Below are 23,191 nucleotides of genomic sequence, written 5' to 3' on the forward strand. Positions count from 1 at the left end.
GCGTATAAAGGCAGCCGTGTGAAATATTCTTCCGATCGCTGTTGTTCCCGGATTTCTTTAATTATATTAATTCAGATAAGGAGGAAATCCGGTCACAAAGGCGACCACTACCGTTTCTTCCAGAACATTTCACACTTTTGCCACCCTACTTCTCATTGTTCAACTTCTCAAAAACCGAGCCAGGTCGTGACCGGCTCGTAAAAAAGCAGGATTCCGACCACAACCGCAATCGCGGCGGAGACCAGTACAGCCCCGGCCGCGGCATCTTTGGCCTTTTTAGCCAATGGATGACGCTCCAGGGTCACGAGATCCACGACCGCTTCAATCGCGGTGTTTATCAGTTCCAGGGAAATCACGAGCGCGATAACCAGCAGGAGAATGGCGAAATCTCTAGCCGGGAGCCGGAAAAAGAAAGCGGCCAACATGACGGCAGCCGCCGCAAAGGTGTGAAACCGCAAGTTACGCTCTGATTTCAGCGAGGCGGCGATCCCTTCAAGGGCGTACCGAAACGTGTCGCTCCATTTCCCCCGCGGTTTCATCAGCGTACAAGACCTACCTGGGCCAACACGGCTTCCTGTTTACCCATCATTTCCGCTTCGCTCGCCGGATCCTGATGATCGTAGCCGAGCAGATGCAAAAATCCGTGCACGAACAAAAATCCGATCTCCCGCTCGATAGAGTGACCATAGTCCTCACTTTGCGCCTTGGCGCGATCCACCGAGATAATAATATCGCCCAGCACATCCGGCAGATCATTCAGTTCTTCGTCCTCTTCCAATTCGTACACGATATCGAGTTCATCATCCAGCGATTCGTTCATAGCGAAGGACAGCACGTCCGTCGGGCGGTCGATCCCCCGGTAATCCCGGTTCAGCTCGTGGATCGCTTCGTCATCGACGAACGTCAGGGCAACCTCTCCCTCGCTGATCCCCTCGGCTTCGCCCGCTTTTTGCAGCAGCGTATCCAATAAAGAGATTAAATCATCGCCGATCTCCATTTTCCCTTGTTCATTGTTCCAAGCCAGTTGTAGGCCCATTTAAATCTTGCCCCCTGTCCGTATCTTCGCTCTCTTTGCTTTTCTTGATTTCTTCCGGATATTCGATCCGCGAATGGAAAATGCCCATTACCGTTTCCTTCAAGGTCTGGGCTACGAGATCCAGCTCCCGCATCGTCAAGTCGCACTCGTTGAATTGATGGTCGTCGAGGCGGCTTTTGATGATCTTTTCGATCATCGATTCCACCTGCTCTACCGTCGGCTTGCGCAGCGAACGCACCGCAGCTTCCACACTGTCGGCGATACCCACCACCGCGGCTTCCTTGGACTGTGCTTTTGGTCCCGGATACCGGAAATCCGCTTCGGTGAAATCGGGCTCAATCCCCTGTTCTTCGGCCAGACGCAGCGCCTTGTGATAAAAGAACTTCAGGAACGTCGTTCCGTGATGCTGCTCGGCGATGTCCCGAATCGGCTTCGGAATCTTATAGTCCTTCTGCATCTCGACGCCATCCCGTGCATGCGCGATGATAATCGATTTGCTCAGCTTCGGATCGATGAAATCATGCGGGTTTTCCATATTGTTCTGGTTTTCGATAAAATAGCTCGGCCGCTTCGTTTTGCCGATATCATGATAATACGAGCCGACGCGGCACAGAAGTCCGTTGGCTCCAATCGCCTCCGCCGCCGCTTCCGACAGGTTGCCGACCATGACACTGTGATGATACGTTCCCGGCGTCTCCGTAAGCAGCTTGCGCAGCAATGGATGGTTCGGATTGGACAACTCGACCAGCTTCAATGCCGACAAAATGCCAAAGGTCACTTCGAAGAATGGCATGAGGCCGATGACCAGAATGGTCGTCAGCAAACCTCCGGCAATCGCGAAGCCAACGGCATACAAGGTGCTGGACTCGGTCCAGCCGTTGTTGTTGATCAGAATCAGCGTAAATACGGACAGCGAACCAAACAAGCAAATCATAATGCCTGCCTTCAGCAGTGTAGAACGCTGACTCGCCCGGTGGATCGCGAAGATCGACGCAAACGAAATCACGAAAGTAAAAAGGCCGAATTGAAAATCAAAGATCTGTCCCTGATGGACGTTCAAAATAATGCTGGCCAGTATGCTGAACAGAATCGAGCAAATATATGCCAGCGACAAGTCCAGCAGCAGTGTGATCAGCATCGCTCCCGTTGCGACCGGAGCCAAATAACCGATGTACGGACGCTGCTCATCCTGAACGATATTGATTACATGCATAGACGCGATCGTAATGAGAAAAATCAGCAGCAGCATGACGAACTGCGCGTTATTGTACTTAAAGCGGCTGACGCCTTCCGATTGCCGGATAAACATAATCAGACCGATAGCCATAAGCGTGGACAGCAAAATCAGCCCAAACTGCGGCGAATAGTTGACTTCATCCTTAAGCAGGCCATTTTTTTCCAGCAGCGTGTACATTTCCTGGGTAATTTTTTCGCCTTTATTAACAAGCACATCACCCTGTTTAATAAAAACGGTAGGCGTATTCTCCCGTGCGTCCACCTTCGCGGCCTTGGTCGCTTCTTCGTCATAAAATTTATTGGCCGTAATCGACAGGCGGGCCAATTCCTGAACAACCTCACGGGATGTCCGCTTGCTCAGCGAGCTGGTGCTTACCATTTCCGCAACTTTCGCCCGGGCGGTCTGAGCGTCGACGATTTGGTCCGTCATGAGCCGGGCAACAATATCCGCCGCCACCGGCTTCATTTCGTTGATATCCTCCGGCGTCAAGGTTGGAATTTTAATAAACGTTTCCTCGGAAATATGGTATTGCTGCTCGTCGATCCGTTGGGTCACTTCCTGGAACAACGTCGAGGAGTAAGCGCTTGACCCCCGGTTGTTCATGATGAAATTCTGAATATGGTCCTTTACGCGCTGAGGCAACTCCTCACGGTAAATTTTAATCTTATCTTCCGTCGACACCTGATCGTCCTGATTCAGCCGAAAAATGCGGTCAAGCATTTGGCCGACAAGCACCTCATTGCGGAGAGGAAGTATCGTATAGATTTGCCCTACTTTTTCGGCGGCGTCTTCCTGAGCTTTTAACGTAGCTTTGGTATTCGGAATTTCCATCGGCGCCAGAATCTCTTTTTCGCTGGGCATTCCCACGGCGATGTCATAGGTCTCGGGCAGCAGCTTTGGCGCCAGACTGACGTAGAACATGATGACAAGCAACACAAACAGGCCGTATCGAACCGATACGCTATGCTTCCAGCCTGCTGTTTTGGTATGAAACGTCTTTCTGCGCTGATCGTTAGTAGTCATAAAAGACAGCCTCCTGAAAAATGTAAAGCCCGGCAAACCCTTCTCCGCATCATTCTTCTGGCTCAAAGCGACAGCGAATGTGTATCGCCGCGAAGATTCCCTGGCGGGAGGGTCCGGGGGCTGGATCATTAACCCTGATTTTCAGCAGCACGGTCGTAAGCAACAATAATTTTCTGTACAAGCGAATGGCGAACAACATCCGATTCGTTGAAATAAACGAAGCCGATTTCCTCGATCTTTTCAAGGATACTTTTCGCTTCGATCAGCCCGGACTTTTTGCCTTTGGGCAGGTCAATCTGCGTAACATCTCCGGTAATGACCATTTTCGAGCCAAAACCAAGCCGGGTCAAGAACATTTTCATTTGTTCCGGCGTTGTGTTTTGCGCTTCGTCCAAAATAATGAACGAATCGTCCAAAGTCCGGCCGCGCATATAAGCGAGCGGAGCGATTTCAATCAAGCCCCGTTCCAGCGCTTTCGCGGTCTGTTCGGGACCCATGACGTCATATAAAGCATCGTATAACGGGCGCAAATAAGGGTCAACCTTCTCCTGCAGGTCCCCCGGCAGGAACCCCAAGCTTTCTCCGGCTTCGACCGCCGGACGGGTCAAAATAATGCGCTTAACGGAACCTTCCTTCAGCGCCGTTATGGCCAAAACGACCGCCAGATAGGTTTTGCCCGTCCCAGCTGGACCGATGCCGAAAACAATGTCCCGTTTCTTAATCGTCGTTACGTAATGCTTTTGTCCGATCGTTTTTACCCGGATCGGCTTGCCGCGGTAAGTCACCGCAATTTCGCCTTTATATAGATCAAGCAGCTGATCGGCCCGGAATTCCTTGGCCAGATCGATGGCATACAGCACATCTCTTTCGGTTAGAATATACCCGTTCCGGATTAATTGGAGCAGCACTTCGAACAACTGCCCTACCTTCTCCGCCTCGCGGTGTTCGCCCCGGATCGATATCTCGGACTCCCTCAGAACAATCCCTGCATTCAGATTCTCTTCGATCAATTTCAAAAATACATCTCGAGGGCCGAACAAAGCCAGTCCCTCTCCCGCGTTGGCCAGCGGTATTTTGATGCTCACCAGTTGTTCTGACAAATAGCCTCATTCTCCTTGATCAATGTACTATCGGAAGTTCTTCCGCTATGTTCTGCTCTACTTCAAAATGCACTTTCATATAAACTTTACCATTGTCCGTCTTCTCATGCAAAATTTTTTGATTCAAAATCACGCTGTCTGCACCGTTCTTGGCCAAAATATCCCGCTTCGCCCGCTCGATGCCATCGTTTTCAGCCTGTTCCGGAGTCCGTTTCCATTCAAGCTGCGTCTTCTCCAGCACGTTTTCGGTCATCCAGCCGATGGGCAGCTTATAACCCCGCCAGGTAAGCGGATCGAGCTCGGTTAGCGTTTCGGCTTTGGCATACGGCAGCTTGCCGTATCCGGATATCTGAATCGCCGTATTTCCGAAATAGAGATAGCCTTTTTGCTTACGGTTTCCCGTGTAAACCTGCTGTTTCTGGATTAAAGGCACCACGATGTTGTACTCATGCCAGACGATACCTTTTACCACGCCTCTGGATACGACGCCCTTGCCGCCCTGAATGCCGGAAATAAGAATTTGGCCTTTTTTGACCCGATCATTCCGATCCACCACCGGCTGGCCTTTTTCCGCATAAATATGGGTAACCACCGCATCGGTCTTGCTGACCAGATGCCGTGGACTAAGCAGCTCCTGTTTTTGGGGATCGGTAGCCTCCACCACTTGTATCGTAATCCGCGTGCCGGAGCGGGTCACCCCCACCCAGGACGTCCCCGGCAGCATGCGGGTCAAATCCATGGAGAGCTTGTCCTGCGCGGGGAGCCGAAAAATCCACTGAAACGGATAGATCCCTTCCTGTCGCGCCGCCTTTAAAACATCATCGGAAGCGATTTTCTGATTGCCTTTCACTTCAACGTCCCAGACCAGGGAAGACAGGCAGAAAATAAGAGCAAGAAACAAAACGAAGCCGGCGATAAAGCCTTTTCTCCGCCACAAACGGGCGAGAATGAAAGGGAAGCCGGAGCGTTTTTTTATCCTCATCCGGCAGCCTGTCCCCTTCAAAAGCGGGCGCAGCTTAAAAAAATCCGCGACCTGCACGTTGAGTTCCATCTGTTCATCCGGCAAAGCTCTGACATTCCATATTTCAATCCCATGCCTGGATAACTCGTTGATCAGCCGTTCAACCGACTTGCCGCGAACCGCAATCGTAACTACGCCGCGAAAAAAAGATAGTGCCGGTGATTTCATGGATTATTCCTCCGTTCCTCGATATTTGATTCCGGATATTTGTCCTTCCACAATGACTTCTTCCGGCATAATCGTCTTAATGACAAGATTGCTTCCTTCCACCTCAAGCCGGCCTTGGCTTAGCTCAAGATGAAGCTCCTCGGGAGAGAAGTGGATCACTCCCCGGTGATTTTCTATGTATAGCTGCTTACCTCCAATCAAGGTGAGCCTGGGCAAATCGTATACAAGGTCACTCGGCAGATCGAGGGCACCAACCGTCCATTTGCGTATTTTGCGGACAAAGCGGCTCATATGAGGCAATCCTCCTTCCTCTACTGTACAAATTATGCGGGGGATTTCCGATTTATGAGAAAGGGAGAGGGGGCAAATACCGCTTGGAGTAAAACTGTACTAGTACTGTTTTTTATGCACTGTTGCGAAGGGAAAGGTTAATGGGCAGGGTACCGAATTTGAGAGACGCGGCGGTTAGAAGATTTTGCCATTTGGACATTATCCCTGACTCTTTCGGGAAAATGAAAAAACACCCTCTACATGGTAGAAGGTGTTCGCTGTGTTTAGCTATTGCAAAAGTTGTTGAACCGTCTGGTTTACAAGCTTGCCGTCCGCCCGGCCTTTGACCTTGGGCATCAGCGCACTCATCACTTTCCCGATTTCGGCTTTCGAAGAAGCACCGGTTTCCTGGATGGTCTGCTGTACAATGACTTTAATTTCTTCTTCGCTTAGCTGTTCGGGAAGGTACTCAGCAAGGATCTCCGCTTCCGCTTTAACTTGTGAGGCAAGATCATCTCGACCCGCTTTTTCAAATTCTTGGAGGGCATCTTTGCGCTGTTTGATTTCACGACTTAGGATATCAAGCACTTCATTATCGTTCAAAGGTCTTTTCAAATCTATTTCAAGATTTTTCATCGTAGCACGAACCATTCGAATGGTGGAGAGCTTGAACTTGTCTTGACTCTTCATCGCTTGCTTCATATCTTCGTTCAATCGCTCGCTAAGATTCATGTGAACAAAATCCTCCTAAAACTTTCTCTTACGAGCAGCCTCGGACTTTTTCTTGCGCTTTACGCTTGGCTTTTCATAATGCTTACGTTTCTTCACCTCAGCCAATACCCCATCTTTAGCGATGGAACGTTTAAAGCGACGAAGTGCAGCATCAATTGTCTCGTTTTTGCGAACTTTAGTTTCAGACACCAGTTTTCCCTCCCTCCGACCAGACCGTCCAAGAGCACAACACGGTTCATCAAATTTCATTATAGGGGAAGATGAAATAAGGTGTCAACCTGATGCCCGGCTTTTTATCTTCCAAAATATCAAGCGAATGCCTATATTAGGCGTACGAATCGGAAATTCCCGCCAACGCGCCAAGCTTTGTGCCGCCAAGCAGGTGATAATGGATATGATGGACCGCTTGGCCGCTATCGGGGCCGCAGTTGTTGATCAGGCGATATCCGCTCTCAGCGACCCCCAGCTTTCTGGCGGTTTCCTGCGCGATTCGGTGCATTTCGCCAATCAGGGCAAAATCCTCGTCGCCTGCATCATTCATTGACGAAATATGTTTTTTGGGAATGATCAGCACATGCGTCGGCGCAGCGGGCTGAATATCATGGAACACCAGAAACCGGTCGTCCTCATAGACTTTATTTGACGGAATCGAACCCTCCGCAATTTTGCAAAACAAACAATCTTCCATTCGAAATAACCTCCTCGGATATTGGAGCTATCTATGGAACAAGCTCTAATGTAACTCAATCATACCGAAAAAAGGCAAAAAAAAGAAGCACCCTGCTTTCTCAAAAATGAGTCCGCTGATCGCACGGACGTATTGGACCGAAAATGCAATGTCTTCTCTGTCACCAATACGTCCGTCGGGGTGCTTGCTAATATGATGTCGGCAACTGTAGTATAACAAGGGGTTGAAACTGTATCTGTGATCTACATCACGTTATGGGCCGAATTCAGCCCATTTACACAAAATTCCTCGTATCGTTGTTTCTTCCAAACTTATAAGCCGCGATGAGGAAGAATACGACGGCAAAGGCAAGCAGTACGGAAAGGTTAAACCAGATTGCGCTGAGGCTTTCGCCCTGCTGCAGTTTTTCGATCGATTGAAGCACCCAGTGCTGCGGCAAAAAGTCGGCGATACGCTGTGCCGCGGCAGGCATGATAGAGATCGGGAAGAAACATCCGGCCAGCAGGCAGGTCGGCGTCAAAATCAGGTTTTGCATGGCTCCGGATACCCCGCTATTTCTCGAAAAGGCCACGATGACGAGCGAGATGCTGACCGACACCAGGGCAAACAAAGCGAGCATCTCCCCCATCACCAGCATCGGTACGCCAGGGTCCAGCTTGAATACGACTCGCAGGAAAAATAGGGTAACCGCGATCTGAATCAGCATCACAATAAAATTCACAATAATATTGGAGATCACGTAAGTCCGGGAACTGATCGGCGACGAGATGATTCTGAAAAAAGTGCGGTCCTCCCTGTTTTTTAGAATCAGTTCGGAGAGGTTGCCGGCTGACATCATCATGAACATGATCAGGAATCCGACGGATTGGTAGCTCATATCCTTCGTAATCGATGCATCGTTGACGGATTCCGTCGTCAACCGAATCTCAGGATTCTTGTAATCCTGATACAGCCGCTGGAATTTTGAAACGTCCCCGTCGGCAGCTTTGCTGAGCGCCGAAACGTTGTCGATATAATTATACAGCATCGATTTCACATAAGCCGTAACCTGTGCACCTTTTACCGACTGGATTCCGATATGATCCGGCTTCCCCGCGAGCACGCTCTCCGAATATCCCGCGCCAAGCACAAGACCACTGTCGAGCTCTCCCGCGGCCAGCCGCTCTTTCAGCTCGTTTTCCGGCAATTTTACAATCTTGATGTTATCCAGCTGCTGCAGGAAGGAAACCGTATCCGCGGCAATCGGCTCCGCGCCGTCACTATTGACGACGCCAACCCGAAGGCCGTTTGACCCAGAGCCCGAATACATCATCGTAGAGAGCAGGATCCCCGCTAACGGCAACCCCAGGTAAATGATCAGATTGCCGCGCTTCCTGAACGTGGTGCGCAGCGTTGTTGCGACCAGCCACCAAATATCCTTCATCATATCAAAGTCCCTCCTTGCGCCGCATGATTAAAGCAGCCACGGCCAGCATTCCTACCGCAAGCGCGATATTTAAACCGATTACCGGCCACATTGCCGAAATTTGTCCGCCGTAAACGATTTTCGTCAAGGCTACGTTGGCCCAGCGGACGGGGGACAAAGCGGCGATATGCCCCACCGTTCCCAAGTCTTCGTCCGCTCCCATCGGGAAATAGGCGCCGCCGAAAAAAGCGGCTAACTGCGTAATAATCATGATGACGCCGCGGGTAGCCGTATCCTTCAGCAGATAGCTGATCGCAAGGCCCAAGCTCACCGCCATCACAACTTCGGACAAGAGCACCAGCAGAACAGCCGGCATGTGCGCTCCCCAATACGCCTTAAACACATATTTGCTGCACAAGATGACCAAAAGAACGCAAAGCATATTGATAACGATATTTCCGAGCACTTTGCCGGCAAATATTTCGCCTTTGCCGATCGGTGCGGCGACCAATCTCGGCGCCGTTCCTCTTTTAACTTCCCCGGAAATCAGCCTGCTGGATGAAATGGCGCTCCACAAGGCGATCATGGCGGTCATCGCAAGCGCATAGTAATCAATGGCTCCCGGCTGCCGGTCTTTTACGATGGAGGTCTCCTTGATATAATCGCGGGCTCCTCCGCTTGAAAAAGCCAGCCCGGCTTTGTCGGGCGCAAATTTGGCAAGCGTATAGGAAACATTGTACTTATCCGCGAAGGCGCTCAGCATCCCCTGGACAATATTGCTCTCGATGGCATTGCGGCTGCCGGCAAACAGAGAAATGCCATCCTTCGTGAGTTCGACGTAATCGTCGTAACGGCTCTCCTCGACTTCCGTCCGGCCGTTCAGCCCGCTTGAAAGCGGAACAAAGGTAATGCCCGACTTCCCCGTTTCTTTGCCAAACGACTCAAAGGCTTGCGATAAGGCGGCGTTTCCGTCGGTATCCTTGACAGCGACTCGGATGTCCCCGACCTGGACCGTGCTGTCGAAAGCGTTCGTTAACGCGATGCCCAGAATCAGAATCAGCACGATGGGAAAAGCGAGCATAAACATAAGCGTCCATCGGTCCCGAAGGTCGTTTTTTATCTCTTTGATCGCTATGGCTAGCGTATTCATCGTTTTCCCCCCTAATCCCGCAAATTTCGGCCCGTAAGGGTCAGAAACACCGTCTCCAGATTCGGTTCCTGCTCTTCGACCGACCGTATTACCGCCCCGGAATCGATCAGCGCTTTTAACATATGGCTTAAATTATCGATCGTCATGTCGCTGTGAATGTGTATCACGTTTTCTTCAAAAGCGGCTTTTCTCACCCCGGGGATGCTTTTCAGCAAAGCAATCAGGCTTTCATCGCCTTTTTTCAGCTCAATACGAATGTCCTTCACGTCGGTAATTGTTGCGATCAGCTGCTCCTTGGTGCCGTCGGCAATGATTTTCCCATGATCAACGATGGCGATGCGCGAGCAAATCTCTTCGACTTCCTCCATATAATGGCTGGTGTAGATAATCGTACAGCCCATTTCATTCAGCTTGCGTACGGAGGTCAAAATGTAATTTCTCGATTGAGGGTCGATCCCCACCGTAGGTTCATCCATAATAATCAGCTTGGGTCGATGCGCGATCGCGCAGGCGATGTTCAGTCTCCGCTTCATGCCGCCGGAGAAGTTTTTGGGGAAGCTTTTCCCCTTGTCTTCAAGCCCCACGAATTTCAGTGCTTCCTCGGTTCTGTCTTTAAGTTCCGTCCCGCGAAGTCCGTACAGCCCGGCAAAAAATTTCACGTTTTCGTAGGCGGTCATATCCTGATAAATCGCCAAATCCTGCGGTACGATACCAAGATTCATTTTGGCGAAATGTGCGTGCTTCGAAATATCTTTATCAAGAATGCGAATTTCGCCGGTTGTGGCTCTAAGCAGCGAAGCAACCAGATTGATCGTCGTGCTTTTTCCCGCTCCATTGGAGCCGAGAAAACCGAAGATTTCGCCTTCCCGCACCGCCAGCGACATGTTGTCTACCGCGATGAAGTCGCCGAACTTTTTCGTCAGACCGCGAATTTCCAATACGTTCATCTTCATCTCTCCGTTTCCGTTTCTTTCATGTAGCTATTGTAGAAAAAAAGGATGCCCTTATGTCAGTGCATAAGTTCATCCTTCATCCATGAGAATATTCATGTTTTTATTCATTTCTATAGTTGATTCCATATTGCGCGAAAAAGGCAGCCGTGTGAAATGTTCTTTCGATCGCTGTTGTTCTCGGATTTCTTGATTTAATAAATTCAGATAGAGTTGAAATCCGATCACAAAAGCGACCACTGCCGTTTCTGCCAGAACACTTCACACTCTTGCCATATGCTTTCTATATTTGAACTTATATTAGTCAACTCCGAACGGAATAAGCGTGGTTACGCTGAAGCCCTGGGTGCCGTCGGCGATTACCGTGCCGCCTGCCGCCGCGGCCCGCTCCTCCATACCGAGCAGCCCAAGCCCTTTTACAACCTTGCTTTGGCCGCGCCCGTTGTCCGAAACCACGGCCTTAACCAGCTTGCCCAGCACCCTGATTTCGACGTGAACGGCTGTAGCCGCGGCGTATTTAGCCGTATTGGTCAGGGCTTCGGTCACGTTGTCGTGAATGATTTTCCAATGCAGCGGCGTGATTTTCTCCAAATCTCCGCCATGTACCAGCGTAGTTGCCAGTCCCGATTGGCTGCCGAAGGCATCAACCATCGTACGCAGCCGATGAATGCCAAGCTGCTGGACGGGAGGCTTCATATTTTTCAGCGTTTGACGGATTTGCTCGATCGCTTCCTTGGAGATTCCGATCGCATTTTGCAGCAGCGTCTCGGCCTGAGCCGGATCGGCGTGCAGCAGCCGTTTGGCCGCTTCCATCTGAATCAGCGCCCCGGTCATGGAGTGACCTACACCGTCGTGAATTTCCTGGGACAGCCGGTTCCGCTCCTCCAGCTTGTACGTATATTCCGAGGCCCGAATAAATTCCCGATTATCGTTCAGCTCTTGTCGCAGCTTTTCCTGATCGGCGCGCAGCTTGTCGATTCTCTCCTCCTGCAAATTCATTTTCTCGTAAAACTTCCTGGCCAATCTGAAGTTAAAGAAGCTCATCACGGTCAGAAAAACGTACAGCACCAGGAGCGTTTGGTCCATGAACCAAAGCGGCAGAAGCAAACCGAGAAACGTCGCGTAACCGTTATACCGTCCCGGATAACCGGAAGACAACTCATACCCGCTGAGCGGAAGGAGCAGGATGAATTCCGGCTGGACATAGATCCAGCAGTACAGCAGAAAAAGTATTCCAAGCATCATCGCGCCCCGTCTGTAACGGCGACTTTTGATCAAAAGGGTCGAAAAATTGAGCGCCAGATAGATCAAAAAATAGAGAACAAGCCACGGGGACGGTTCGGAAGTGGTGAAATAAGCGGTCGCGATCACGAAAAACAGCAGAAACAGCTTATTGCCGATATTCCACAGCTCCATGGCTTTAGCGGGTCCTCCCCGTCAGATAGTAAATCGCGATTTGCGTCCGGTGCTCCAGCGCCGTTTTGTTCAAAATCGAAGTGATGTAGTTGGCGACCGTTCCTTCGGAAATGAACAATTCCTTGGCGATTTCCTTGTTGGACAATCCTTTGGCGATTCGGGACATCACGTCGAGCTCGCGCTCGGTAAACAGGCTGAGGTCAATCGGCGGAGATTCGGCCCCCGATTCAGGAGCCGCCTGAGGGCAGGCCTCCGCTTGGCTGCGGGACTCGCCCAAAGTGGACTTTAATTTATCGAGTACAACGTCCTGCAGCACATTATGTCCGTAGTACACGCTTTTGATGGCATCGCGGATCCGCTCCGGATCGTTGTTTTTGAGCAAATATCCTTTAGCGCCAAAACGCAGCGCATCCATGATGTACTCGTCATCGTCAAACGTCGTCAAAATAAGCGGCTTGACCCGGGTTTCCGCCGCAAGCCGCCGTGTTGCCTCAACACCGTTCATGTTCGGCATCCGCACATCCAGCAAAGCGACATCCACCTCGTTCGTTTTGCAAAAATCCACCGCTTCGAGTCCGTCCCCGACCGTCGCCAGCACTTCGAACTCCTCAAAGCTGTTCAGTATGATCCGCATGCCTTCCCGGATAAATGAATTGTCGTCCGCTATCAATACGCGTATTTTCATAAGCGCTCCTTTGTGGTCAAGGTCTAAAGGCTGACGGCTTCCCCGCTATCGAAGAAGTACAGCCACTTTTGATCAACCGAGACCCCCATAATATGCCGGACGGCTTCGGCGTAAAGCTCCAGCTGGAAGCGGTAATTTCGGGCCAATGCCTCAAGGCCGCCCTGGTGCTCAAGCACCCGGTCGCTTTTATAATCCAGTAAATGCACCCGGCCGTCAACCGAAAACAGGCAGTCGACGATCCCTTGGATCAGCACCGTTTCGCCTTCCAATTTCCGGGCGAATTCATGATCGGCAATTTGAGGACCCGCCATGGCGGCAGGCAAGCCGTAGCTGAACGGCATTTCGCGTCTGATCCAATCGGCCCGGCGCAGCAGTTCGCCTAAAGGAGAAGCCAGGAAGCCGGCAATGCGCACCGTATCCATTTCCCCCGCCTGTTCTTCCGTCATGATTTTCCGCGTTACAAGGCGCGCAAGCGTAGTCTTGACGATCTCCTCATCCGATCCCAAATCCAGAGGCAAATGCTGCATGACTGTATGATAAGCCGTCCCCCGTTCGGTAGGAGTCAGTTTTCGCTGCTCCATGAACCGCGGACGGCGCAAATGCAGCTTAAACTCCGTCCGGTCCTCCGCCTGTTCCCGTTCGCGCCTCAGTTCCTCTCTGGCGAACAGATCCTCGGCCGGCTGCTCTTGCATCATCAGCAGCGCCTTCATCTCGGTCACCGAGGTTTTGGCGGAAACCTGGCTCGCCGCTTCATGCGGATACCGCCAAGCCAGCCGTGAATCCACCGCCTCGGCGACAGCAGGGTCATGGTCGCCCTGAAGCTGCGCAAACGCCGTCCCGTGGGACAGCAACGCTTGCAAGCCTGCCCCTGAATCGGCCGTGGCCCCGCCTGTCGCCGCCGCTTCGTCAGCGGCAGGCGCCGGTGTCGGCTGCGCGATTTCACGCGAGGACACCCAGGCGATGCGCCAGTCGGAAGCGCTGTCCGCCAGCACCGCCGGCGAAGCTTCCGGCAGTCCGGCATATCGGCGCAGCTCGGTCGCCGAACGGTGACGTATAAGCGCAGGTCCGATCCAATCGAGGTAGCAGCGACCGCGGGCAAGCAGGTAATCGGGCAGTTGTTCGCTTCCGGTCTCCAGCGCTTTTCCCCACGCCTCCACCGAACGCGACAGGTTTTTCACCGCCGACACCAGCACGAGCTTATCCTTCGGACGGGTTAAGGCCACGTACAGCACGCGCATTTCCTCGGCAAGCAACTCCATTTGCGCCCGCCTCCGGATGGCAAGATTCGGCAGGGTCGGGTAACTGACGCGCGTGTTCAAATCAACGAATTTGGGCCCAAAGCCCATCTCTTTATGCATCAGAAACGGAACATTCAAATCCTGGCGGTTGAACATTTTAGAGAGACCGGCCACAAAAACAACCGGAAACTCGAGCCCTTTGCTGCTGTGAATGGTCATGATCCGGACCGCATCGCCCTGCTCACCGGAGGATCGCGCGGCGCCAAGATCGCCGCCGTTTTCCCGCAGGCGCGTCACTTGCCGCAAAAAACGGAACAGCCCCGGCGAAGCGGCGGAAACTTCGTATTGTCTAGCCCGATCTAGCAAAGCCGTCAAATTCGCCTGACGCTGGGCGCCTCCGGGAAGGCCTCCCACCCAATCCAGATAACCCGTCTCCCGGTAAATGTCCCGGATCAGGCTGACTAAGTCGCCCTCCCTGGCCATAGAGCGCCAGACGTCCAACTGCCGCAGAAAGGCGTTCATCTTGGCGATGAGCGGAAAGTTCTTCTCCTCGGCCGTTTCTCTATCCATAGCCCTTTCCCATGAAGCAAGAACCAAGGCAGCGTCGTAGAAACGTCCGCCCGAAGCGGCCAGACGAATTTCGGCCAGGTCTTCTTCCGTAAACCCGTAAAGCGGGGAGCGCAGCACCGCCGCAAGCGGAATATCCTGCAGCGGGTTATCGATGATCTGCAGCAGGGACATCATCGTTTCGACCTCTGAGGCCTGAAAATACCCCTGGCTCAGCTCGCCGTATGCCGGGATTCCCTCAAGCCGCAATTCCTCGATCATGGCGGGAGCCCAGGTTAACGTCGAGCGCAGCAAAATGACGATGTCCCGGTATTCCGCCGGTCGTACCGCTTTCAGCTGTTTATCGTAAATGCGCAGCGGTTTGCCGTCCTCACCCAGCATCTCGCGGATTCGCGCGGCGATAGAGCGGGCTTCCAGCCGTACGGTTTCAAGTACGATGGCTTCCTCCTCTTCGGCGGCGGCTTCCGAATCATTTCCGGCCCCTTCCGCATCCGCCGCTTCCGCCTCCGTCTCGCCGGAGCTTCGGTCGATCAGCAGCAGTTCAGGCCGGTAATCATCCGTATCGTTTACGGGGAAGCCTTCCCCGTAAACCAGTTCCGCGCGGGAATCATAGGTTATCTCCGCTACGCTTTCGTTCATGATTTGCCGGAACAGCAAATTCACCGCGTTAACGACTTCGCGGCGGCTGCGGAAATTGCGGGCCAGGTCGATGCGAAGGCCTTGTCCGTCAAAATCTTCCCCGTAGGTTTTATATTTCTCCAGGAATAATCCCGGGTCGGCCAGACGAAAGCGGTAGATACTCTGTTTCACGTCGCCGACCATAAAGCGGTTGCCCGGGCTGCTGCGCGAAATCAGCTTTACAATGCTCTCCTGGACAGTATTCGTATCCTGATACTCGTCCAGCATCACCTCATCGAACTGCAGCCGGTACTCAATCGCGGCATCGGACGGCTGAAGCATCCCCGGCTCCGAGTCCGGATTACGCAAAATTTGCAGGCAGTAATGCTCCATATCGGAAAAGTCGAGCCAGCCCTTCGCCACTTTCTCCTGACGGTAACGCTCCCCAAACGCGATGATCAGCGAAGCCAGCTCTTCCAAAAGCGGCGCGGCTTGATGCATCTCCTCCAGAAAAACGTCCGCGGATCGCCCGAACAGCTGCGATTTCAAATCGGAAACCGTCTTCTTGGCTTCCTCGCGCAGCGCCTTGACCCGCTCTTGGAGCAGCGGATCGGTCTGATCCTTCTTGACCGGCTTCAGCTTGCCGAAAGCCGCCGTTTGAAAGGCGTCAAACAGGCAGAGCCATGGCCCCGATGCAACCGCCGTCCGTAATCGTTCAATCTGGGCCAAATCCTCCGACAGCGAATCCCCATAAGGCTGAGGCCCGCCGGGAGATAAAGCGATCGTCTGAGCCTGGCGAAGCAGATCAGCCGCGCCTGCTAGCGTTAGCGCCGTATCGGCGAGAATGCTTTTGACCCAGGCCGTATTTTCGAGCGATGCCGCATCAGGCGCCCGAAAAACGGCGGCCGCCTGACGCAGCCAAGCATCCGGCCAAGGGTGGCTGCGGGAAAAATCATATAAACGCAGCACCAGCGCAAAGACGGCATCGTCGCTCCGTTCGCCCCCAAACCAATCGACCAGCTTCAAAAAATGGCTATCGGGCTGCTCCGAGGCGTATTTTTCTTCGAACAGCTCCTCCAGCACCTCCTGGCGCAGCAGCGCGGTTTCGCTTTGCGAAGCGATCCGGAAACCCGGATCAAGCGGAATCAGCGTGTAATAGCGCTGGATGACTTCCATGCAAAAAGAGTGCAGCGTCGTTATCGATGCCCTGCCGAGCATAGCCAGCTGGCGGTTCAAATATTCGTTGCCCGGATCTTGGGCCAACTCCTTTTCCAGCGCCTCCGTGATTCTTTGGCGCATCTCGGATGCCGCCGCTTTCGTAAACGTTGCGACCAGCAGCCGGTCGACGCTGAGCGGCTGGTCCGGGTCGGTCAGCTTGCGGATGATCCGCTCGACCAGGACGGCCGTTTTCCCGGACCCGGCCGCGGCCGCGACCAGCATATCGCCGCCGGACAGGGAAATCGCCCGCCACTGATCGTCGCTCCAGAAGCTTCCGGCGGGTTTCGGTATCGCCGTTGTCATGATCGCCCTGCCTCCTTGTCTTCTTGGTCTTTTAGCAGCTCCCAGACCTGCTCTTTGCCCGGCTTGCCAAGCAACTGATAAGCGCTGCCCGGAAGCTGTTCTTCAAATCGGCATACCGGCTTGTACGCGCAGAAGGCACAAGCCGTCTCCGTGCCTAGCCGATACGGAGCGATGCGCACGTCGCCGTCCGTGATGCGGGTGCCAATCTCCGCTACCGCATGGCGAACCGATCCGAGGAGTGTACGCCACTGCTCCGGCGTCGCCACGGACGCGTTGCTGTAGAACCCGCCGTCCGCCTTCAGCGCGACGGGTAAAATATCGGAATAGCCTTTCTCCAACAGGCCGTCCATTTTGGCAATCACCTCGCGGTCGGCGAGCAGCAGCCCTTTCATCTTGAAACGCTTGAGCAGCTCCAGTTCCGCCTGCTCGCCGCTCATTCCGTTGCTGCTCTGAAGCAGCGGATTATGCACATGAAAATACAGCGTGCCTGCCGGCAGCGCGGGACGGCCCAGCCATACCTCGGCCGACGATAGCAGAACATCAAGATACGTGAGCATCTGCAGCGAAAGGCCGTAATACACCTCGTGCAGTTTGAGATCGGTTTGGCTCGATTTGTAGTCGATTACCCTTAGCAGCAGGCCCTGCTCGCCTTCGGCCATGTCGACCCGGTCGATCCGGCCGACGATTTCCATCACGCAACCGTTCGGCAATTCGAACGTAAGCGGAGGCAGCGCTTGTCCCGGGCCAAAATCCAGCTCCAGACCCACCGGCTCGAAGCTGCCTCTGCGGGACTGCTCGCCTAAAATCAGCGAAGCGCGGCCAACGATATTTTTCAGCTTGCGCGAAATATATCCGTACCGCTTCGAGCTGAGCAGGATTTCGCCCTGCAGCTTCGGCGCGAGCTTGTCCACCGCGGCATCGGCCTCCCGGAGGCATTCCTCCGGCGACAAGCTTCCCCAGCTCCGATTCTGCTCCTTGAACGTCATCGCCATGGAGCTTAAGGCCGCGTGAAACAACTGACCGATATCCGGCGCTTTTAAACGGTATAGCTGACGCTCTTTCAGCCTCAACCCGTGCGAGGCAAAATGCGAGAAAGGACATGCCGAAAATTTCTCCATTCGCGACACGCTGGTTCGCAGACGTTTCCCGTACAGCTTGCGGCTTGTGGCCGGAGTGAGCCCTTGAACCCGGTTGCGATAATCCAATGATTCGAGCAGCCGGTTCGTGATGCCTTCCCACTCCCGTTGTTTCCCGTACCACTCCAGCGCATGCCACCAGACGGGCGATACCGGATCGCCCGCTTTCCAGCCGCGCAGTTGCCCGATCAGCGTCGACAAGGTCGGGGCCGGCCTCGAGATGAACGCCAGCTGTTTGTCCGCTTCCCCGGACGATTGCGGGGCATGGCCAAGATAGCCTTCCTCCAAGCCGGGAAAAATCCGTCTTTTAACATGGCGGATCACCTCGGAAGGCAGCAGCGCTTCTCCTTCTTCCGTCGCGAGCGGATAACTGAGCCACAGCTTTCGGCTGGCCCCGGTCAACGCTCCATATATGAGGAACCGCTCGTCAAGCAGCTTGCGGGCCGTTCCGGGCGCCAGCTCCAGTCCAAGATCTTTTAGACGTTCCCGCTCCTGATCGCTCAGCAAGCCCTCTTCTTTGAGTCCGGCCGGCATGATTCCTTCATTGATCCCAAGCAGGAACAAGTGGTTTACTCCACCGGTGCGGGTTCGGTCCGTCGTTCCGATCAGCACCTGATCGAGCGACGGGGGCACCATGGAGAGCGTCAGAGCTTTAAGTCCGGTTTGCAGTACGCCCGCAAACAGCTCGCTGTCAAGCTCTTCTTCGCCCATCATCTCCACGATCTGATCGAGCAGGTCGAGCACGGCTCCCCACAGCTGGCGGTGCTCCATCGCCCGCTGCGGCTGGCCTTCCCGGAGGACCCGGTGTGCCAGCGCGTCAAGACGCTGCGGCGCCTGGACCTCCTCCAGCAGTTGATACACGGCTGCGCACATTTCCGCCGCGTTTTTCGCTTTCTTCAGCCGCTTCTCAAAAGCGAATAAAGGCGTCGCCACGGCCTCGCGACAGCGCTCGAGGAGCCGCAGCGCCTCCTTCTCTTGGGGAGCCTCCGTCCCTTCATTTTGCTCCAGCGACAGGTTTGGCGCGCTTTTCCAAGGACGGCCGTCATACCAGCGATAGCCTTGAATCCCGCTGGCCAGCACATAGTTCTCCAAAACATCCATGTTCTCGCGCGTCAAGCTTCCGTCCATCGGGAGCAGGAAATCGCTTTTGACGCAGCGGAAAATATCCTCGTATTTCCAATAATTCTGCACGACGTCCAGCGCGGAACGCAAAAACTCGATCAGCGGATGGTGAAGCATGCTGCTCTTCCGGTCCATAAAATAAGGGATTTGATATTCTTCAAAAATCGAAGCGATCAGATGATCGTAGTCTCCGAGACTCCGGACGAACAAAGCCATATCACGCCAACGAGCGCCGTCCTCCCTGGCCAGGCGAATCATCTCCCGGGCAGCGCCTTCAACCTCGTCGCGGCGGCTTCCCGCCCGGTTCAAGGACAGCGACTGCGCCAAGTCCTCCGGCAATTGAGATTCTTTCCAGGATTCCCGGTGTTCATAGGCCTTCTCCAGAAAAGAAAGCGTCAAGCTCTCGCGGAACCGCGGAAAAGGCCGATCCGCCAGCAGTTCCGCCGGTTTCACCTCTACGCCCTCCGCTTCGGCCAATTCCTTCAGCTTCATGTATGTAACCGCCGGGGTATAGAATAGGTTCAAGTCATGAGGCGGCACTCCGTCGTCGTAAGGGCGATCCAAGGTGAGAGCAACCGTCACGGCGGATGCGGTTTTCAGTATCGCGCCAATCGCCCGATATTCCTGGGGCGTAAACGAATGGAAGCCGTCAATCCAAATTTCCGCGTCTTTCAAATAGGCGGATTCCGCAGCGCCCTCCGCAAGTTTGATGACATGATCTTCATTATCGATATAAAATTCAGCCAATTCGGCATCAAATTCAGCGAACAACAGGCTCAAATCATGAAATTTATCCCGTAAAAGCGGGGATTCCCCCACCGCCGATTCCAGCAGCCGCCGATGCTCTCCCAAATTGGAGAAATCAACGTTATATTTCTTCATTTCGGTATACAGCGCATTGATCTGGTCGATGAGACCCAGTTGCTCTCCTCCGCGGCCAAACAGCTTGAGTCCGTCCCGGTGCCGGCGCATGATTTTATAGAGCAGCATCTTTTTGCCGTCCTCGTTGATCGGTACCAGCGCGGAGCCTCCTGTCTCCTGCATGACGCGCAGCGCCAGTCGGCGGAAACCGAGCACCTGGGTTCGTACGGTCCCCAATAGTCCCGGCGCGCCTACAATCGCCCGTTCGATCTGGAACGTTCCTTGTTCTGGTGCGATGATAATCAGCGGTGACCCGGCGGGATTTTCCCGCAGCCGAGAAGTGACGCAGTCTAAAATCAGGCTGCTTTTTCCGCTTCCGGAACGGCCGATGATAAATTGAAGCGACATGAATATGCCTCCTAACGGGAAATCTGCGTTTCAAGCCGATAAGTTCCAAGACCTTGACCGTCTCCACCGAACTAGTCGATCGATCCGGAAATAACGCGGTCCATCTGCAGGTGGTACCTCCTTTGCTGAGGGCACCCCATTAAATAGCGGAACATTATGGTCTTACTTTCTTGATTCCAGCGTGTTTCTCCTCAATAGGGGAATGGATGGGCCTTATTTTGGGACAAACGGTGCAAAAAACGGCCATTTTCCGGCGTTTCGAGAAAATAACGCCCTTCCTGTCCTCTATTTCACGCAAAACGAGGGGAATCGCCCCAGTAGCGCCCTTTTGTTCCCTTATTTATTCTTCTGAGATGCTTCTGCGTTTTTCAACCCCGCCATGCTCAAATATTTCAGGAACCTTCTGCTAGCCGTTAATTCAGTATATCATATGGACACTTGCGATTCCGCCCGAAAACAAAACAGTCTTGCATCACGGTGATTCGTGAAACAAGACTGTGTATTGATCCAACCATTCCGGATGATCCACCATCTTTTTAGCGAAATTGACCAAAATGTCAACCCGGATTTGGCGCGCCTTCCGGCCTGTTAGGAATATTCACATTCACGCCATCATTCGAATAGTCTGCCGCTATTTGACGGGCCTCATCGCTGATTTCCACCAAATCGGTTTTGTGGGCCAATGAGGAAGCTTGATGTCCTCATTGGCAAAGAAGGTTGTCCCGTTTGCATCCGATCGTTGTATAAATTGGGATAAGATCCATTGGTATTATCGGACAAAACCGCGTTTGACTTTACGGCAGATTCCTTCGCAGGTATTATCAGCTTTGCTCCCAATCGACAACGAGGAGTTCAGGCCATTTAGCCAGCCATTTTCGGGCTTTGCCCAAGTAAATGTCCTCGGTAATCTGGCGTTTATTGGCCCGAACCGTCAATCGGAACAAGTCTTCCAATCCAAAAGGCGCATACAAGGTCCAACGGTAATCGGGCTCAAGTCTCAAGCCTAAGGAAGTGGCTGTCGTCGGCCAAGTATTGATCGCTTCCTCCACCGACCGGTACGGCTCGATAGCTTTCCCGAATTTCTCTTTGTACCAGAGATGGACCCTCGCCTGATTTTTCAGATCGACCTCTACGGGCAGCGGCGAAAAAAGAGGTTTGCTTCTCCGGATAACGGCGTCCTCCGCTTCATACGATAAATCGCGATCGTCAAAGTAAACGATATCCACGTCGGAGATTCCATAGCCCGGCGGGCGTCCGGTCAGATCGTTCCATACGGTTTGCACGATGCAGCCCGCGCCGATGTAGTAGTTGTTCAATTCAAGCTGTCCGGCCTTCTTAAAAGCCGACATCAGCATTTCGCTTTTTTCCACGATGGAAATCAATTTTTCCCGGCTCATATTCAAGAATCCTTTCTAAATCAGCGCTTTGCTCCGCACTTCAAATATAGCGAATTTCAAATAATGGCCTTCGTCGAAACCGAGAATTTGCGGATGGTCTTTGCCTGCCGCCCGCCATTCAACGAGCCGCAGCACCTTGCCCGCATCTTCGGCAGCCTCCTGGATGTTTTGTAAAAAAAGCTCGGGGCGCATGTGGTACGAGCAACTGGCCGTTACCAGATAACCGCCCTCATTCACCAGCTTCATCCCATGCAGGTTAATGTCCTTATAGCCCCGGCAGGCGCCTTTAACCGCGCTTTTCGTTTTGGCAAACGCCGGCGGGTCGAGAATGACGACATCCCAGGTTCGCCCGCCTCCGGCCGTCATCGGCACCGAGGTGTCCGTTTTGCCGTCTCCGGCTGCCCGGCTGGCACGCTCGTCCAATCCCTTCACCTGGCTGCGCAGGTATGCGAAGGCATCCGCGACGACGAACTCCACGCGATCTTCAAAGCCGTTCAGCTCCATGTTCCGTTTGGCGCTTTCGATGGCATGTTCGGAGATATCGAGACACGTGACCTTTTTGGCGCCGTATTTGCAGGCGTGCAGCGTAAAGCTGCCCGTATGGGAGAAGCATTCCAGCACCGAAGCCCCGTCCCAGTAAGGAAAGGTGACTTCTTTGCCGTTCCGGTTTACGGGAGCAAAGCGAGTCCTGCCGTCCTCGGCAGGCAGCTCGCGCAGTTCAATGCCGCTGCGCTCCCCCCATCCCGTCATTAAGGGGCGGATCGAAGCGCGGTTCTCGCGCTGATCGAAGAAATAACCCGTTTTTTGCCCCTGCTCGATATCTACCTCGATCTTCAGGCCGTTCTCCGAGATAACGACATAGCGGGGCGGATTGCCGTAAAGAGGACCTTTGGTTTGCTCAAGCCCTTCCATTTCCCGGATAGACACGTCGCTGCGCTCATAAATGCCAGTGGGCTGCAGCACGGCGACAAGTGCCTCCACGATGGCTTCCCGGCAGCGATTCATCCCCAGCGTAAGCAACTGGACGACGAGCACCTCGCCGAAACGGTCCACAATTAGTCCGGGTAGAAAGTCGGCTTCCCCGTAGACAAAGCGGTAGGCTTCTTCCTTCACGAAACGCTCGCGATGCTTCAGGCACTCTTCGAATCGTCTTACAAAAAACGTCTTGTCCATCTCTGCTATCGGCGTGTAAGAGACGACCCGAATCGTAATTTGCGAGGCCGGATTATAGTATCCCGTCGCCAGATATTTGCGGCGGTGATCCACGATGTCGATTAGGCCTCCGGCCTCCGGATCGCCCTCCACGCTTTCGATTTCACCCCGGAAAATCCAAGGATGCGCTTGTTCCAGCCGTTTCTTGCGGCTTTTATGCAATATCGCAATTGCCATTTTAAGTTTCTCACTCCTGGTCAGAAGATTGGTTCAGTTCATTTTACGATCGC

The 23,191-nt window shown here is 53.4% G+C and carries 18 protein-coding genes; all 18 read right to left on the minus strand.

Features of this window, described 5'->3' with window-relative positions; all coding sequences use genetic code 11:
• Positions 1-167 precede the first annotated feature (167 nt).
• Positions 168-539: a diacylglycerol kinase family protein gene (locus tag ACI48K_RS05175; protein WP_475026477.1), complete on the minus strand. Its 372-nt coding sequence runs from the start codon at positions 537-539 to the stop codon at positions 168-170.
• Positions 539-1,036 (minus strand): rRNA maturation RNase YbeY, encoded by a 498-nt coding sequence (gene ybeY / locus ACI48K_RS05180; RefSeq protein ID WP_475026478.1) that lies wholly within the window; start codon positions 1,034-1,036, stop codon positions 539-541. Before ybeY ends, ACI48K_RS05175 begins: the two co-directional genes overlap by 1 nt.
• Complete coding sequence (locus ACI48K_RS05185; protein ID WP_475026479.1) at positions 1,008-3,296, minus strand: HD family phosphohydrolase; 2,289 nt, start codon at positions 3,294-3,296, stop codon at positions 1,008-1,010. The genes ybeY and ACI48K_RS05185 overlap by 29 nt, the downstream gene beginning before the upstream one ends.
• Before the next feature lie 128 nt (positions 3,297-3,424).
• Entirely contained in the window at positions 3,425-4,396 is a 972-nt protein-coding gene (locus tag ACI48K_RS05190) for a PhoH family protein (RefSeq protein WP_475026480.1), read from the minus strand.
• Positions 4,397-4,415: 19 nt separating this feature from the next.
• Entirely contained in the window at positions 4,416-5,585 is a 1,170-nt protein-coding gene (yqfD, locus tag ACI48K_RS05195; protein ID WP_475026481.1) for a sporulation protein YqfD, read from the minus strand.
• A 3-nt stretch (positions 5,586-5,588) separates the two neighbouring features.
• On the minus strand, positions 5,589-5,876 hold the full coding sequence (gene yqfC, locus ACI48K_RS05200) for a sporulation protein YqfC (RefSeq protein ID WP_475026482.1): 288 nt from the start codon (positions 5,874-5,876) through the stop codon (positions 5,589-5,591).
• 267 nt (positions 5,877-6,143) lie between these two features.
• On the minus strand, positions 6,144-6,587 hold the full coding sequence (locus ACI48K_RS05205; protein WP_475026483.1) for a GatB/YqeY domain-containing protein: 444 nt from the start codon (positions 6,585-6,587) through the stop codon (positions 6,144-6,146).
• Positions 6,588-6,602: 15 nt separating this feature from the next.
• Positions 6,603-6,776: a 30S ribosomal protein S21 gene (rpsU, locus tag ACI48K_RS05210; protein WP_005547957.1), complete on the minus strand. Its 174-nt coding sequence runs from the start codon at positions 6,774-6,776 to the stop codon at positions 6,603-6,605.
• Positions 6,777-6,912: 136 nt separating this feature from the next.
• On the minus strand, positions 6,913-7,275 hold the full coding sequence (locus ACI48K_RS05215; protein WP_475026484.1) for a histidine triad nucleotide-binding protein: 363 nt from the start codon (positions 7,273-7,275) through the stop codon (positions 6,913-6,915).
• Positions 7,276-7,549: 274 nt separating this feature from the next.
• Positions 7,550-8,701 carry an ABC transporter permease gene (locus ACI48K_RS05220; RefSeq protein WP_475026485.1) on the minus strand — a complete coding sequence of 384 codons (1,152 nt, stop codon included), beginning with the start codon at positions 8,699-8,701 and terminating at the stop codon, positions 7,550-7,552.
• 1 nt (position 8,702) lies between these two features.
• The gene (locus ACI48K_RS05225; RefSeq protein ID WP_475026486.1) at positions 8,703-9,830 is read right to left on the minus strand and encodes an ABC transporter permease; all 1,128 of its coding nucleotides are present in this window, start codon (positions 9,828-9,830) and stop codon (positions 8,703-8,705) included.
• Positions 9,831-9,841: 11 nt separating this feature from the next.
• Positions 9,842-10,777, minus strand: coding sequence for an ABC transporter ATP-binding protein (locus ACI48K_RS05230; RefSeq protein WP_475026487.1), 936 nt, complete (start codon positions 10,775-10,777; stop codon positions 9,842-9,844).
• 303 nt (positions 10,778-11,080) lie between these two features.
• Entirely contained in the window at positions 11,081-12,196 is a 1,116-nt protein-coding gene (locus ACI48K_RS05235; RefSeq protein WP_475026488.1) for a sensor histidine kinase, read from the minus strand.
• A gap of 4 nt (positions 12,197-12,200) precedes the next feature.
• Complete coding sequence (locus ACI48K_RS05240) at positions 12,201-12,881, minus strand: response regulator transcription factor (protein ID WP_475026489.1); 681 nt, start codon at positions 12,879-12,881, stop codon at positions 12,201-12,203.
• 23 nt (positions 12,882-12,904) lie between these two features.
• Complete coding sequence (gene addA / locus ACI48K_RS05245) at positions 12,905-16,825, minus strand: helicase-exonuclease AddAB subunit AddA (RefSeq protein WP_475026490.1); 3,921 nt, start codon at positions 16,823-16,825, stop codon at positions 12,905-12,907.
• Entirely contained in the window at positions 16,822-20,352 is a 3,531-nt protein-coding gene (gene addB, locus ACI48K_RS05250) for a helicase-exonuclease AddAB subunit AddB (RefSeq protein WP_475026491.1), read from the minus strand. The genes addA and addB overlap by 4 nt, the downstream gene beginning before the upstream one ends.
• An 821-nt stretch (positions 20,353-21,173) precedes the next feature.
• A complete protein-coding gene (locus ACI48K_RS05255; RefSeq protein WP_475026492.1) occupies positions 21,174-21,749 on the minus strand; it encodes a nucleotidyltransferase family protein in 576 nt (191 codons plus the stop codon).
• Positions 21,750-21,764: 15 nt separating this feature from the next.
• Entirely contained in the window at positions 21,765-23,138 is a 1,374-nt protein-coding gene (locus tag ACI48K_RS05260) for a class I SAM-dependent rRNA methyltransferase (protein WP_475026493.1), read from the minus strand.
• Positions 23,139-23,191: the final 53 nt, after the last annotated feature.

This window comes from Paenibacillus terrisolis (assembly GCF_056171975.1).